15 protein-coding genes are annotated in these 14696 nt (G+C 66.2%); 5 read left to right on the forward strand and 10 right to left on the reverse strand.

The window, feature by feature from the left end:
• Positions 1–570: 570 nt before the first annotated feature.
• Both JANGC3_RS0108825 and JANGC3_RS0108830 read right to left on the reverse strand, forming a co-directional pair.
• The gene (locus JANGC3_RS0108825) at positions 571–1866 is read right to left on the reverse strand and encodes a hypothetical protein (protein ID WP_017876125.1); all 1296 of its coding nucleotides are present in this window, start codon (positions 1864–1866) and stop codon (positions 571–573) included.
• Positions 1856–2731, reverse strand: coding sequence for a hypothetical protein (locus JANGC3_RS0108830; RefSeq protein ID WP_017876126.1), 876 nt, complete (start codon positions 2729–2731; stop codon positions 1856–1858). Before JANGC3_RS0108830 ends, JANGC3_RS0108825 begins: the two co-directional genes overlap by 11 nt.
• Positions 2732–3286: 555 nt before the next feature.
• Here JANGC3_RS0108830 and JANGC3_RS0108835 point away from each other — a divergent pair.
• Together JANGC3_RS0108835 and JANGC3_RS0108840 are read left to right on the forward strand one after the other, a co-directional pair.
• Entirely contained in the window at positions 3287–3697 is a 411-nt protein-coding gene (locus JANGC3_RS0108835; RefSeq protein ID WP_017876127.1) for a hypothetical protein, read from the forward strand.
• A gap of 32 nt (positions 3698–3729) precedes the next feature.
• On the forward strand, positions 3730–4899 hold the full coding sequence (locus tag JANGC3_RS0108840) for a hypothetical protein (RefSeq protein WP_017876128.1): 1170 nt from the start codon (positions 3730–3732) through the stop codon (positions 4897–4899).
• A 69-nt stretch (positions 4900–4968) separates the two neighbouring features.
• Here JANGC3_RS0108840 and cobA read toward each other — a convergent pair whose 3' ends face one another.
• The 6 genes from cobA to JANGC3_RS0108870 form a co-directional block, all read right to left on the reverse strand.
• On the reverse strand, positions 4969–5739 hold the full coding sequence (gene cobA / locus JANGC3_RS0108845; protein ID WP_017876129.1) for a uroporphyrinogen-III C-methyltransferase: 771 nt from the start codon (positions 5737–5739) through the stop codon (positions 4969–4971).
• A gap of 19 nt (positions 5740–5758) precedes the next feature.
• Positions 5759–6433, reverse strand: a complete 675-nt coding sequence (locus JANGC3_RS0108850) for a methyl-accepting chemotaxis protein (RefSeq protein WP_017876130.1) — start codon at positions 6431–6433, stop codon at positions 5759–5761.
• A gap of 51 nt (positions 6434–6484) precedes the next feature.
• A complete protein-coding gene (locus tag JANGC3_RS0108855; RefSeq protein ID WP_017876131.1) occupies positions 6485–7711 on the reverse strand; it encodes a CmpA/NrtA family ABC transporter substrate-binding protein in 1227 nt (408 codons plus the stop codon).
• Positions 7712–7991: 280 nt separating this feature from the next.
• Entirely contained in the window at positions 7992–8645 is a 654-nt protein-coding gene (locus JANGC3_RS0108860; RefSeq protein ID WP_198292010.1) for an ANTAR domain-containing response regulator, read from the reverse strand.
• Positions 8646–8719: 74 nt separating this feature from the next.
• The gene (locus JANGC3_RS0108865) at positions 8720–9487 is read right to left on the reverse strand and encodes a helix-turn-helix domain-containing protein (RefSeq protein WP_017876133.1); all 768 of its coding nucleotides are present in this window, start codon (positions 9485–9487) and stop codon (positions 8720–8722) included.
• A gap of 133 nt (positions 9488–9620) precedes the next feature.
• Positions 9621–10634 carry an NADP-dependent oxidoreductase gene (locus JANGC3_RS0108870; protein WP_017876134.1) on the reverse strand — a complete coding sequence of 338 codons (1014 nt, stop codon included), beginning with the start codon at positions 10632–10634 and terminating at the stop codon, positions 9621–9623.
• A 118-nt stretch (positions 10635–10752) separates the two neighbouring features.
• Here JANGC3_RS0108870 and JANGC3_RS0108875 point away from each other — a divergent pair, with 118 nt between their 5' ends.
• Complete coding sequence (locus JANGC3_RS0108875; protein ID WP_017876135.1) at positions 10753–11661, forward strand: LysR family transcriptional regulator; 909 nt, start codon at positions 10753–10755, stop codon at positions 11659–11661.
• 50 nt (positions 11662–11711) lie between these two features.
• Here JANGC3_RS0108875 and JANGC3_RS0108880 read toward each other — a convergent pair whose 3' ends face one another.
• Positions 11712–12887: an ABC transporter substrate-binding protein gene (locus tag JANGC3_RS0108880; protein WP_017876136.1), complete on the reverse strand. Its 1176-nt coding sequence runs from the start codon at positions 12885–12887 to the stop codon at positions 11712–11714.
• Here JANGC3_RS0108880 and JANGC3_RS33200 point away from each other — a divergent pair.
• The gene (locus JANGC3_RS33200; RefSeq protein ID WP_198292100.1) at positions 12856–13338 is read left to right on the forward strand and encodes a hypothetical protein; all 483 of its coding nucleotides are present in this window, start codon (positions 12856–12858) and stop codon (positions 13336–13338) included. The genes JANGC3_RS0108880 and JANGC3_RS33200 overlap by 32 nt on opposite strands.
• On the opposite strand, the gene JANGC3_RS0108890 is transcribed toward JANGC3_RS33200, so the two are convergent.
• The gene (locus JANGC3_RS0108890; RefSeq protein ID WP_035787568.1) at positions 13328–14539 is read right to left on the reverse strand and encodes a DUF4382 domain-containing protein; all 1212 of its coding nucleotides are present in this window, start codon (positions 14537–14539) and stop codon (positions 13328–13330) included. The two genes, JANGC3_RS33200 and JANGC3_RS0108890, sit on opposite strands and share 11 nt — an antisense overlap.
• On the opposite strand from JANGC3_RS0108890, the gene JANGC3_RS33615 reads away from it, so the two are divergent.
• Positions 14496–14651, forward strand: a complete 156-nt coding sequence (locus tag JANGC3_RS33615) for a hypothetical protein (RefSeq protein WP_232429680.1) — start codon at positions 14496–14498, stop codon at positions 14649–14651. The two genes, JANGC3_RS0108890 and JANGC3_RS33615, sit on opposite strands and share 44 nt — an antisense overlap.
• Positions 14652–14696: the final 45 nt, after the last annotated feature.

Here is a 14696-nt window from a genome sequence, read left to right on the forward strand (position 1 = left end):
AAACAGTCCCTGCATATTTCGTTCACCGATGCCGCGCGGACTCGTCGCCGCACTGCGGATCGATCTGTCTGTAGGTTGGACGGCGGGTTCATCGTCTAGTGTTACTAGGCCTGATTCGTGCGACTAAATCTTAACCCACTTGCCCGCGGCACGCCGCACCATTGCCCGGCGCCGGCCGCCAAACATACTCGTCCGCGGCCGCGCCGGGCGCTCACCGGCATGAGCCGTTTGCGCGCCGCCGCGTGCCCGCCCCGGCCTTTGCGCTTGCTGGAAACCGGCCAGTGTCCGCGCGACGGCACGCTGGCCGCGCGCGCAATGCCAGACTATTGCCCTGCGCCGGCGGCAACGGCCTCATCCTCAAGCGAGCTCGGGATTTCCAGAACAAGCCGGTTCATCCGGGCCGGCGCAAGCGATGGAAAACGACGTTATCCGCGCCAGCCCAATTGAGTATATCGAAGCCGTCGCCTGGCCCAGCGCGACACGGCGCCCGCAACGCGATCCGGTCGGCACAAGGCGTGGGACAGCGCGGGCGGGAAAGCATTTCCGCGCCGCCCGCGGCATCCGCTACCGTCAGCGTTTGGCGCCGCCCGGCCTGGCGCAGCGCTGCGTCAGCAGCGGCGAGGCGGCTTGTTCCGGCGCGACCTTGAGCAAACCCTGCTTGGCCGATTCGACATCCCTGCCCAGCTCGGCCAGGTAGCGGTTGCGCTCCTCGCTCTGCCATTCGGCGTCGGCGAAACCCGTGGCCGGATAGCTCTTGCTCACATGCACGGTGCCTTCCAGGCGCGGCATCAACGCCCGGTCGGGGTCGGTATCCTCCTTCAGCAGATAGGCGTCGACGTCGCGCAAGGTCAGCGGCAGCGCCGCCTGCTGGTCGCCGATCAGCTTGCCGAACACGGTCAGCTTGATCTGGTTCGGACCGGCCGGCAGCAGCTCGTTGAAACTGGCCAGCGCGAACGGCTTGCCTTTGGCGTCGTCGACGCGGCCGCTGACCACGTAACGCCCGGCCTGGCGCACTTCGGCCTTCAAATAGTAGACCAGCGAGCCGTTTTCCAGCGCGTCGCGCACCGGGCCGGACCAGGTCGCCGGCACTTCCGGCGTGTAGATGACGTCGAACACGACGACGCCGCTGCGGTCGCCGACGTTATAGCTGATCTCGGTGCGGATGGTGCCGTTGAACTGGGCGAAGCCGCTCTGCGTCGGCGCCAGCGTGGCCGAATGGGTGCCGTCGCCGGCCGCCGCGTCGCCCTTGCCGCCGTCGTCGCCGAATTGCAGCGTGACGGGGGAGACCGGGCGGCTGGCGCCGTAGGTCAGCCCGCGCGCCGCCGAGCGGGTGACGAACAGCGGCAAGGTCGCGCCGGCGCCGTCGACCGCCTTCAGCGTGAAGGTCACGCTTTCGCCCGGCGCCATGAACACGCGCGACTGCGAGGTGTGCAGTTGCACCGAGCTGTCGCTACCCTTGTCGGTGCGCATCGCATGCGCCTCCGCCACCGGCCGGTTCGGATAGACCTGGTCGGGGTGCTCGGCGATCGGCCGCGAGGCGTTCGGGTAGCGGGTGTTGTCGCGGTAGTCGCAATAGGCGCGGTCGGCCTCTTCTAGCTGGCTGCGCAATTGCTGCAACTGGCCGGCGGCCGGCGCCGGCAAGCCGGGCGCGGCGCCGACGCCGGGCCAGGCCGGCGCCGATGCCCTCGCCACCGGCGCGACGGCGGCGACGCTGGCGTCGCCGGACGCCGGCCACAGCGACACGCCGATGGCGGCCAGCCCGGCCGCCAGCGCCAACGCCGCCGGCCAGTGGCGCCGCAGCCAGCCGGCCGGGGCCGGGCCTGGCGGCGGCGTGCGGCGCGGGCCGCCGGGACGCTTAGAGGGCACTGTTCACCATTACGCCGCGCACCACCGAAACGATGCCCAGCCAGTTGGCGCTGGTGTAGTGGTCGTATTGCTCCTGGGTGTCGCGGAACTCCACCGAATGGTTGCTCCACTTGCTGCTGCCATTGCCGTTGGCGCCGCTGCCCGCGGTCAGTTCGGCGCACGAGTCGCCCGGGTTGCACAGCGACTGGCCGGCCGCGCCGGCGACGCCGCCGGTGCTGTGGTAGCCCACGGCCTGGTCGTCCTGGCCCGGCAGCATGAAGGAATAAAACGAGCCTTTGCCGCCGGCGTACATGTAGAACATGACGTTGCGGGTGTCGTTGTGGTTATACATGGCGCGCGCGGTGGCCGTTTTCAAGTCCTTGACCAGCGGTTCGGAGCTGCCCCACGAGCCGAGGTCGGACAGTTCGGAGCCGCCGCCGGCGCCCGATGCCGCGCGCACCCACTTGATGTTCCAGCCGACCTGGGTGCTGCCGTCGGCATTGCCGCAGGTACCGCCGGCGCCCGGGCTGGCGTTCTTTTTCAGGCGCGCGCTGCCGCCGTAGTTGGACATCGTGTAACCCATCATCAGGTCGCCGGCGCTGTGGGTGGCGACGTAGCACCAGTTCTGGCCGGTGCAAAAGCAGTCGAGGGCGTCGCGGATCTTGCCGTTTTGCGAGGCGATGCTGTTGTAGCCGTCCCAGTTGACGGCCTTTTTATTGACGCCGGCGGCGGTCGCGGCCGGCCCCCAGTAGGTGAAGCTGTTGTAGTCGCCCACGACGCCGCCGCCGTTGCGCCCGTTAATCCACAGGCTGTAGTTGGTGGCGCTGGCGACGCTGGTCACGGCCAGCAGCAGGAGGGTCAGGAAAACACGGCACAGTCTTGTCATTTAAATCTCCACAGGGGGGTAGGATGAATGAAGCTACACGTGATGACCGCGCGACGATGGCCGGGCGGCGACGGCGCGGGCGCGCCGCCGGTCCGCCGCTTGGCTGATGCGGCTTGCTGATAAGCATATCTTTTAGGAAAGGTTACGGAGCATGGGCGGGGAGCCACGCGCCACATTGGCTCGCCAGGCCATGCGAATTGTCTAGGCAAGCTGGTTTTTGTTGCAAAATTACCTCAAAAAAGGCGCAACAACGCGCACCGCTTGCCGGCGGTGGCGGGAAAGCGTCGTCACCTCCGTCCGGCATCGGCGCCGCCGGACGAATGTCGCGTAAATGAAACGTCGACGGCCGAACATCCGGTTTCCTCGCGCTTTTATTGTTTGGGCGCAATATCCGAGGTAGACTAAAAACGTCGGGCATGCCAACGCCATCGTTTCCCGCGCCGGCATCAGAACCGCTTTCTGGTCGTCTCCCCCGGGTTCGCGCCCGGCGCGGTGGACGACTTCGATGATAGGGCGCGCGCCTCGTCGGCGCCCAAACAGATGACAGGAACAACGATGAAACGACCACGCCGTCTGCCCACGCTGCTGCTGCTTCTGGCGATGGGCGCCGTTCCCGCCCGCGCCGAGTTGGTACTCGTGGTCAATCCGAAAAACCCCGCCACCAAGATGTTTCCCTCGCAGGCGGCGCAATTCTTTCTCGGCGGTTCGGTGCTGTTTACGCCGATCGAGCAGGCCGAGGGCTCGGCCATCCGCGCCGAATTCTATAAAAAAGTGCTGGAAAAAGAGCCGTCCCAGGTGCAGGCCGTCTGGGCCAAGCTCGTTTTTACCGGCAAGGGCAAGGCGCCAAAGGAATACAAGTCCAGCGCCGACGTCAAGAAAGCGGTTGGCGAGAACGTCAACGCCATCGCCTATATCGAAAAAGCGGCCGTCGACGACAGCGTCAAAGTCGTCGCGACCGTGCCCTGATGCGCGCCCTTCCCATGCCTGGAGATTGCTCGATGAAAAAAACACTGATCGCATTGGCGCTTGCAACGCTGGCGGCCGGCCACGCCGGCGCCATCGACCTCAGCGACGACGGCAGCCTGAAACTGACCGGTTTTTATAATTTGACCGGGGCCAAGGTCTTGAGCGGCGCGGCGCAAGGCAGCGGCGCGCCCTGGACTTATCAGCAATGGAAATGCCCGTGCACCATCCAGGGCTGGGAATACGTCAGCGTCTACCAAAAGGACAAGGGTTTTCAGCTTGACCAAGAGTCCCTGCTGGGGGTGCAGATCAAGAAGGATTTCACGCCGACCCTGTCGCTGACGACGCAGTTGGTGGCGCGCGCCAATAATCCGAACGAGGGGTCGCGCCCGACCGTCGACTGGTTGTACGCGACCTGGTCACCGTCGGCCGATTCGGCCTGGACTTTCCAGGCCGGCAAGATGCGCATTCCGCTCTATTACTATAGCGACTATCTGTACATCGGCTACGCCTATCCGTGGGTGCGGCCGATGCCGGACGTATACGGCTGGCCGATCTACGCCTACAACGGGGCCAACGTCAGTTACCGCACCCAGTTCGGCGCCACCGACTGGGCCGGCACGTTTACGGCCTGGGCCGGCGGCTACACGCAAAAGCACGACGCCTACGACACCCTGATCTATTACACGACGCCGACGCACGAATCATGGAAAAACATCGTCGGCGCCTCGGCCTCGGCAAATAATGGCGTGTTCGACGCGCGCGCCATGCTGATGCATTACAACGGCTCGACCTGGCAAGACAACCCCGATGGCAGCCGCGCCAGCATCATCGACGATCAGAGCACCCGCATCATGGGCCTGTCGGTGAACATGGATTACCGCAACTGGCTGGTGAAGACCGAAGTCGACCGCTACGAGCAAATCGACGCCGGCAAGGGCCTCAACAATGTATATAAATATGCCCTGTTCGGGGTCGGCTACCAGTACGGCGCGTGGACGCCGATGTACACTTTTTCGCGCTACCGCACGATCACACAGCCCATCGAAGGACGCAACACGCAATATCTGTCGCTGCGCTGGGACGTGCGCAAGAACATGGCGCTCAAGCTGCAATACGACGTATCGAAGGACAGGTCGCAATATTCCTACCCGTTCTTCGGCGATTCGAAATTGCTGTCGGTGTCGCTGCAGGGGATTTTCTAGTCGTTCCGCCCGCGCTAGGCGGCGCCTGCCTTGGCGCGGGCGACCAGACGGCCGCCATCGAGGACATCGTCAGCGGCGCCCGGCGCTTTGCGCCAGATCGGACAGCTCGCACCAATCGTCGGCGCAGCGCACGACGTCGCCGATCACGATAATGCTCGGGCTGCCCAGGCCGCTGGCGCGCAGCGCGCCCGGCAGCTCGCCCAAGGTGGTCAACAGTTGCCGCTGCCCCGCCCGGCTGGCCGACTGCACCACCGCCACCGGCGTCGACGCCGCCGCGCCGCCCGCCAGCAGGCCCGCCTGGATCGCCTCGCAGCGCGCCACGCCCATGTATACCACCAAGGTCAGCTTGCTCTGCGCCAACGCCGCCCAGTTCGGTTCGGACGCGGCGTCCTTGCCGTGCCCGGTGACAAACACCGCGCCCTGGCTCCAGCGCCGGTGCGTCAGCGGCACGCCGATGCCGGCCGGCGCCGCCAGCCCGCTGCTGATGCCGGGCACCACGTCGACGGCGATGCCGTGCGCGCGCAGCGTGGCGCGCTCCTCGCCGCCGCGGCCGAACAGATACGGGTCGCCGCCCTTCAGGCGCACCACGCGGTGGCCGGCGCGCGCCTCCGCCACCATCAGGCGCTCGATGAATTCCTGCGGCGTCTGCTGGCAGCCGCCGCGCTTGCCCACCTCGATCACCCGCGCCGTCGCCGGCGCGAAGGCCAGGATGTCCGGGTTGACCAGGTCGTCGATCAGCAGCACCTCGGCCCGCTCGATGGCGCGCAGCGCCTTGATGGTCAACAATTCCGGGTCGCCGGGGCCGGCCCCGACCAGTGTCACGCTACCTTGCTTGCTCATCGCTATGCTCCAGTGTAATTTAGGCGGCGCTCAAGGCCGCTTTGACCATGTCGTCGATTTCGCCGGTGATGTTCGACAGCACCCCCGCCACGACGGCGAATTCCCGGCCGGCGTGGCCGGCCCGGGCGGCGACGATGCGGGCGTTGAAGGCCACCATCTTGGCCTGCTTGGCGATCGTCTCGATGTCGGTAATGACGCCGCGCAACTGCTTTTTCATCAGCAGCGCGTGGCGCTTGGACTGCTCCTCGTAGATCGTGGTGATTTGGTTCAGCACGGCCAGGATGGGCGTCGTCATGCACACCAGTTCGGCCACCAGCCCGGCGCAGTCGCGCTTGCCTTGCTCGACGGCGAACAGCGTACGCTCGGCCAGCGCGATGAAGCCGAGGATCTTGCGGTCGCCCCCGAGGCTGCCGAAGTAGGCGTCCTGCAGCTCCGGGCAAAAAATACCGGGCAGCTTGCTGTCGCCGTTGACCAGCGCGATGTGGGCGGTACGAAACAGGCCCAGCGCCTCGCGCGCCACCGCCGCCGCGGCGGCGTCGCCGTGCAGGACCAGCAGCGTGTACAGCACCAGCCGCTGCGAGGTGAAGCGGCGCCGCCCGGACAGGTTGATCAGCGCGCCGAATACTTCGCCCGACAGCGGCACGTCCACGTCGTGCGCCTTGCCGGCCATTTTGATCGGTTCCGTCATCAGCATCGTCAACTCCTTCTTTGCTTGTGTATCGATTTTAAGCTTCGGTAGGTCGGATTAGCGCAACGCGCAATCCCGTGCCGGCCAACCCGACCGACGAACATCACGCTTCTCGTAGCGGATCTCGAACGAGGCGGCGTAGGCCGCCGGGTCGCTGCCGTCCCATACCTTGCCGTCGAGCAGCGTCGAGCTGCGCATCGTGCCGCTTGGCAGCGCGGTGCCGGCCAGCGCCGCCGCCTCCCGGTACAGCGCGACCTGGTTGACCGCCGTCGCCACGCCCAGGTAGTCCGGCTCGTCCTTGAGCAGGCCCCAGCGGCGGTGCTGCGTCATGAACCACATGCCGTCCGACAGATACGGGAAGTTGACGGCGCCCTCGCGGTGGAACTTCAGGCTGCGCGGGTCTTCCCAGCTCTTGCCCAGGCCGTTCTGGTAATGCCCGAGGATGCGCGGCGCGATCAACGCCGGGTCGGTGTTGAGGTATTCGGCGGCGCTGATGACCTCGACCATTTTCCGCTTGTTGGCGGCCGAGGCGTCGATCCACTTGCCGGCGTCGAGCACGGCGGCGATCAGCGCGCGGCAGGTGTTCGGGTTCTGTTCGACGAACGCGCGCGTGGCGCCCAGCACCTTGCCCGGATGGTCGGGCCAGATCTGCTGGGTGGTCGCGGCGGTGACGCCGACGCCGTCGACGATGGCCTTGTGGCCCCACGGTTCGCCGGCGCAGAAGCCGTCCATGTGGCCGGCGCGCAGGTTCGCCACCATCTGCGGCGGCGGCATGGTGATCACCTGGGCGTCGCGGAAGGGGTCGATGCCGTGCGCCGCCAGCCAGTAATACAACCACATCGCGTGGGTGCCGGTCGGGAAGGTCTGGGCGAAGGTGTAGGAGCGCGGCCGCGCGCGCATCAGCGCCGCCAGCGAGGCGCCGTCGACGGCGCCCTCGCCTGCCAGCTTGCTCGACAGCGTGATCGCCTGGCCGTTGTGGTTCAGGTTCATCAGCACCGCCATGTCGCGCCGCAAGCCGCCCACGCCCAGTTGCACGCCGTAGACCATGCCGTACAGCGCGTGCGCCGCGTCCAGTTCGCCGTTGCACAGCTTGTCGCGCACGCCGGCCCACGACGCTTCCTTGCGCAGCTCGATCTGGATGCCGTACTTGCGGTCGAAGCCGAGCACCGCCGCCATCACCAGCGAGGCGCAATCGGTCAGCGGCAAAAAGCCGATCCTGACCGTGTCCTTCTCCGGCTTGTCCGACCCCGCCACCCAGGCCGCTGCGCTCGCTTGTTCTGACATACCGCTCCTTGTAGTTCCGAAAATGAAAAAGCGTCTCTCCGGCACGAATCGTTCATGCTTGAAAGACGCCTTTGTCTTGGACGGTGGCCACCGCCATTGGCCGCCACCGTTAGTTCATATTCAGCAAGGAGCGTGCCAACCGCGGCAACGGTGGGAAGTCGGGCTAGCCCGCAAGGGCGTAACCCGGACACTTTGGGGGGCAGCGGCAAACAAGCCAAGCCATGTCTTCTAGCGGGGCAAAAAGCGCACCATCGTTGTGCGGCGCACCATGGCGGCACGCTCAGCCCAGCAAGTCCTCGACGTCGAGGATGCGCTGGGCGATCTCGGCCAGCTTCAGGTTCTTGTTCATCGCCATGCTGCGCAGTTTCTGGTAGGCCTGGTCCTCGGACAGCTGGTGGTGCGCCATCAGCAAGCCCTTGGCGCGCTCGATCACTTTGCGCTCGGCCAGCTTGTGCTTGGTGTCGGACAGCTCGGCGAGCAGCTTTTGCTCCTGCTTGAAGCGCGCCATCGCCACGTTCAGTACCGGCTTGATGCGCTCGGCCTGCAGGCCGGCGACGATGTAGGCCGAGACCCCGGCGGCCATCGCCGCGTCCATGCTGGAGGTGGTCTCGTCCTCTGTAAACAGGACGATCGGGCGGCGCTCGTCGCGGGTGGCGACGACGATGTGTTCGAGCACGTCGCGCGCGTCCGACTCGGCGTCAACGATGATCAGGTCGGGTTGCAGCTGGGCGATGCGCTCGGGTAGATACATGTCCGCCGGCAACGAGGCGACGATGTCGTAACCCGATTCGAGCAGGCCGATGCGCAGCAAATTGCCGCGCCGCGCCTGCGCCCCAAGCGCGCCGTCGCGCTCGGCCTCGGGGTCGATGATGGTATTGACGACAACGATGCGCAGGTTGCGCACGGGCGGGGTCAACGTTCTTTTGGACGTCATGAAAACTTTTCTAAAAAGGGACTGCCGTCTACACAAGCAAGAATCAAACCAGTCGCCCGGCGGCGCGGCCCACCCTAACCTGCCTTCAGCGTGAACGGGCGGGTGTCGGGCGCGTGCCGCAAGGCCTCGAACGCGGCCGGCTCCCACGGCCGCACCGCCAGCAGCAGGCTGGTGCCGTAGCGGGCGTCGGCCGGCGCGTCGGCGCACTCCTGGTGCAGCTCGGTGAACTCGCGCACCAGCTTTTGCAGGCGCTGCTGGAAGCGCAGGTTGGCCGCCGGCGTCAGCATCGCGTGCTGGAAGCGCAGTTGCTCGCCGGGCTGGTCGAAGCGCCCGTGCAGGAAGTCGTTCTGGATGCGGTCTTGGAAGAAGCGCTGGATCGGCCCGTCCGGCAACCAGGCGAAGTCGCGCGCGATGCGCAGCTTGACGCGGTTCTCTGGCATCAGGTGGATCAGGCCAAGCCGGTCCAGTTGCAGCAGGTGGGCGGTGCACTGCGCCGGCGTCAGCCGGTAGGTGGCGACGATCTGCGCCGCCGTCCAGTGGTTCAGCACGCACACCGCCGTCAGCACGCGGCCCGGGTCGGCCACCAGCTCGGCCTCCTGCGCCTCGGTTAGCCGGTGCAACTCGGCCTGCGCCTTCTCGGCCGCCTGCACCACCTCGTACAGCTCCATCCGCAGCAGCCCGCAGATCGCCTCCACCGTTTGCAGGCTGAAGTTTTGCTGCGAAAACTGACGCTTGACGCTCGCCTCGCTCAAGCCAAGGTGGGCGGCGACGCCGGCGTAGGTGACGCCCCCGCCCTTCAGCAAACGCTTCAGGGTGGCGATCAGGTCATGGGTCTGGGACATGGTCAAGTATCGAAAATCAATACCAGTGAGCTTATACCATGCACCAAACAACGACAAGGGTCGGCTGCCACGGCCGCGCGGCCGCGGCGACTGCCCTACCGCTGCCGCAAGGGAGGCGGGAAGCTGCGCGACATTACTCGGCGGCGAGCTGCAACACCAGCTTGCCCTTGTTCTCGCCGCTAAACAGGCGCTGGAAGGTTTCCGGGAACGACTCCAGGCCCTGCACCACGTCCTCGCGGGTTTTCAGCTTGCCGGCGGCGATCCAGCCACCCATCTCCGTCATTGCCTCCGTCGCCCGCGGATAATAATCGGCCACCATGATGCCCTTCATCGTGGCGCGCTTGACCAGCAGTTGCAGGTAGTTGGCCGGTCCCTTCACCGGCCCGGTGCTGTTGTACTGCGAAATCGCGCCGCAAATGACCACGCGGGCGTGCAACGCCAGCCGCGCCAGCGCGGCGTCGAGCATGTCGCCGCCGACGTTATCGAAGAACACGTCGATTCCCCGCGGGCACAGGCGCTGCAACGCCGCGCCCACGTCCTCGCTCTTATAGTCGATGGCGGCGTCGAAGCCGAGTTCCTCGACCAGATAGCGGCACTTGTCGGCGCCGCCGGCGATCCCCACCACGCGCGCGCCCTTGAGCTTGGCGATCTGCCCGACCAGCGTGCCGACCGCGCCGGCCGCGCCCGACACCACCACCGTCTCGCCGGCCTTCGGCTGGCCGACGTCGAGCAAACCGAAATACGCGGTCAGGCCCGGCATGCCCAGCGCGCTCAGGTACATCGGCAGCGGCGCCAGCGCCGGGTCGACCTTGTTCAGGCCCTGGCCGTTGCTAATCGCGTATTCCTGCACGCCCAGCAAACCAACCACATGCTGGCCGACCGCGAACGCCGGGTTGGCCGACGCCGTCACCCGCCCCACGCCGATGGCCCGCATCACCTCGCCAATGGCGACCGGCGGCATGTACGATTCCTTGCTCTCGTTCATCCAGCCGCGCATGGCCGGGTCGAGCGACACGTGCAACACCTTGATCTGCACCTCGCCGTCGGCCGGCGCGCGCAGCGCCTCGCCGACGTAATGGAAATCGCTGCGCTGGACCGCGCCGACCGGGCGGCTGGCAAGCTGGAACTGGTGGTTGGTGATGCTCATATACTATTCTCCCTTGAGTGGCTGACGATGACATGCAGTATAAAATGTATCTAATTGCCTGATAAGCCGCCAATATGGCATTACATTGTTGCCCTATTGGCGACAATAAAAAGGAAGCATGCTCAATCCACAACATCTGGCGATCTTCGCCACCATCGTCCAGGCCGGCAGCATCAGCCGCGCCGCGATCCAGCTGCGCTGCGGCAAATCGGTGCTCTCGCGCCAGCTGGCGCGGCTCGAACAAGACTTGGGCGCGCGCCTGATCCAGCGCTCGACGCGGCGTCTGGCGCTGACCGAAATCGGCGAACTGGTGCTGCAGGAGGCGCGCCAGATCGGCCGCGCGCTCGACAACATCGAACAATTGGCCGACCAGCACCAGCAGCAGGTGCGCGGCGTGCTGCGCGTATCGTGCTCGATGGCGGGGCGGCGCCGGATGGTGCCGCTGCTGGCCGAATTCACCGCCCTCTACCCGCAGGTGAAAGTAACGCTGCAAATGGAAGAACACCTGGTCGACCTGATCGCCGAGCAGATCGACGTCGCCATCCGCGCCGCGCCGCTGGCCGACTCCTCGCTGATCGCCCGCAAGCTGTCGGACAACCCCAGCGTTATCGTGGCGGCGCCGGCCTACCTGGCGCGCGCCGGCACGCCGCAGACGGCGCACGAGCTGCGCGGACACGCCTGCCTGATCTACGCCAACGGCGACTATGTGGCCGACCAGTGGGTCTTTATCGGCGCCGACGGACCGTACACGGTGCCGGTGGACGGTCCGCTGCGCATCAACGACGGCGGCGCACTGGTGACGGCGGCGGCGGCCGGGGTCGGCATCCTGCGCGTGCCGCGCGCGCTGGCGGCCGAGGAAATGGCGCGCGGCGAACTGGTACCGGTGCTGGCGCACTGCCCGCTGCCGCCCGGCACGCCGGTGTACGCGGTCTACCCGGCGCGCGAGTTCCTGGCGATGAAAACCTCCGCCTTCGTCGACTTCCTGCTGGCACGGATAGGCGACCAGAAGCCTTCGGCTCACACTTGAATTGCCGGCGCAGCCAGTAAACACCACCGGCAAATGCCGTCGGTTTGAATTTAACGCAGCAACCGCCACTGGCCGTTCTTGACGTCGAGCAGGCGGAAGGCGGTCAGGTTCAGGCCCATGTGGTCGGCCGGCGTCATGTCGACCCGGCCGGCGGTGCCGATGTAGCCGGTGGTTTCCTCGATGGCGTCGCGCACCTTGTTCTTGTCGCTGCCGCCGGCCTTTTTCAGCGCCGCCACCGCGATCATCAACGCGTCGTAGCCGTGGCCGCCGAAGCTGGAGACGCTGGCCTTGTAGCGTTCGCGGTAGGTTTTTTCGTAGGCCGTCACGACCGCCTTCTGCGGGTCGTCCGCCGCCAACTGGCCGGCCACCACCAGCGCCGCCGCCGGCAGCTTGACGCCGTCGGCCGCGGCGCCGGACAGTTTAATGTACTCCGCCGACGCCACGCCATGCGACTGGTACAGCGGCAGCGCGATCGCCAGTTGCTGGTAGTTCCTGGTGGCGACGGCCGGCCCCTGCCCGGCGCCGAACACGAACACCGCCTGGATGCCGGGCGCCGACTTGATCTTGGTCAGCTGGGCGGTGACGTCGGTGTCCCTCGGCGCATAAGTTTCATTGGCAACGATGGTGATGCCGAAGCGCGGCGCCACCGCCTGGGTTTCCGTGCTGCCGGACTGGCCGAAGCCGCTGGTTTCGGACAGCAGGCCGATCCTGAGCAGCCCCAGCCGCTTCATGTCGGTGAACACCTTTTCGGCCGCCATGCGGTCGGTTGGCGCCACCTTGAACACCCATTTCTTGACCGGCTCGACGATCGACACGCCGGCCGCCATCGAGATGAACGGCATGCCGGCCTGCTCCACCAGCGGGATCATGGCCAGGCTCGACCCGGTGGTGGTGCCGCCGATGATCAGGTCGACCTTGTCGGACTCGATCAGGCGCTTGGCGAAGCTGCCGGCCTTGTTCGCCTCGCTGCCGTCGTCGTAGTGGACCAGTTCCAGCCTGCGCCCCAGTACGCCGCCCTCGGCGTTGAGCCGCTCGATGTACAGTTGCAGCGTCTTCAGCTCCGGGTCGCCGAGGTAGGCCGCCGGGCCGGTGGCCGAGACCACCGAGCCGATGCGAATCGGTTCGGCCGCAGCGGCCGCGCCGTGCGGGCCGGCCAGCGCGGCGCAGACAACGGCGATTGTCGCGCAGGCGAATGTGTACAAGCCGCTGGAAATGGATTTTTTCACTGTTTCGCCTCGACTGTCATGGGTATATGCTTCAACGCGGCGCCAAACGCCCCAAAACAAATATACCATAGCAGAAAGGCAATCCAGTGCGCCAACGCATGCCGGCGCCGCCCGCTTACTGGCTAACCGGGTTGAATCAAGCTCGGGTCGTCGAACGGCGTTTCCTTCGGCAGCAGCTTGTCATGTGGCGGCCGGCCGCGAGGTAACGCTCGTAACTGCGGCCGCGCTCGGCGGCGGCGATATGCGCCAGCGCCACGTCGCGCGCGTCAACCACCGAAAAACTGCCGGGCACCAGCCCGGGCATCTTGCCGCGCACCGTGTCCAGCTAGCCACCAAGGTAGCTGCCACTGCGGCAATGTACATGTTCAACAAAAACCTGAGGGACGCGACGGCCGATGCCGGCGCGCAGGCCGGCATCGGATTCACCAGGCTGGCTTCACTTATGGCGTGAGCGTGAAGTCGATGTTGGCCTGGTTCACAAGCGAAATATCAAGCACAGGCGCCGTCACGGAGGCATAGCCGGTCGCGCTCGCTTCCACGCGATATTTGCCGGTGCCCGGTGTTGTCGTCGGCGCCGCCGCAAAGCTCAATGGCAAGGCCGCGCTGTAGAGCGCAAACTGCGGTGCGGCCAGCGGCAGCGTTTTCAAGGAGTAGACGCCGGTCGAGATGTCGGCGCCTTGGTACTTCACCGTCACGGTCGGCCCGGCGGCAAAGCTCTGCTTCGCCGCGACGTAGGCGACCTCGGTGCTGCCGGCCGGCAGCGTCACTTTGCCGCTGATCGAACCCTGCGCGCTTGGCGCCAGGCTGAACGGCGCGGCCGACGTGCTTAAGGTGGTGGTGCTGGTCGTGCTGGTTACCGGAACGGCGGCGACCACTGCGGCGGCGCTGTTGTCGGCCGTAATGACCACGTCGTAACTGCCGGGAGCCAGGCGGGCCAGGAAGAATTCGCCCGTCGTGGCGCTAGGTGCCGTCGAGGCGATGACCACGCCGTTTTGCTGCGCCGATACCATCACGTGGCTGGCCAGCAGCGCCTTGTTGACGAAGCCGGAAATACCGTTCAGCACCGTCGGCACCACCTTCACGACGGGCTTCAGCGCGTACTTGCCGTTGCCCTTGGTAACCACGGATTTGCAGGCGTTGAAGTCCAGCACCAGGTCGACGCGCTGGCCCGCGGCGACGTCGAACTCGTTGACCAGCTTGATGCCGCTTTGCACCGCGCTTGGCGTGTCGAGGCTGACCTCGGTCGTGGTGCCGGTGGCGATCACCGAGTTGGCCAGCGCGTTGTTGGCGTTGGCGTCGAGCACCAGACGCATCTGCGTGTAATGGCCGACGGCCAGTGGCGTCTCGCCCAACGTCTCCAGCGCGCCGTTGGTCAGGTTCAAGAGATTGATCTTGCGCGCCGGGCTCAGCGTAATGTCGGTCCAGCCGGCATCGGTGTCGCCGGCGCTGGCGCTCTGGTGCACGCGCACTTTCGACACCGTGACATTGACCGCGTCGAAGCCGCAGGCCGGCGCGTCGGTCATCGACACGCCCAGCGTACCGGTGGCGGTGGCGCTACCGCCGCCGCCGCCGCCGCATGCCGCCAACGTTGCCGCGGCGAGGATAGTGGTGGAAATCAAAGCGATGCGTGAAGTTGACGTTGACGTTGTCATTTTTATGGCCTCTAGAGTGATGGTCTATCTTTTGTTCCAAAGCAGCACCTGCCGCCCTGCGAAACAAATATACCCTGCAGGCAAGATCAATACCGTTCGCTGGCGCACGTAAGCCCGGCCCGCCCGCATTGGCAACAATAGACTGCGACACAAAAAA

Origin of the sequence: Janthinobacterium sp. CG3 (assembly GCF_000344615.1) — a bacterium.
Taxonomy (GTDB): domain Bacteria; phylum Pseudomonadota; class Gammaproteobacteria; order Burkholderiales; family Burkholderiaceae_D; genus Janthinobacterium.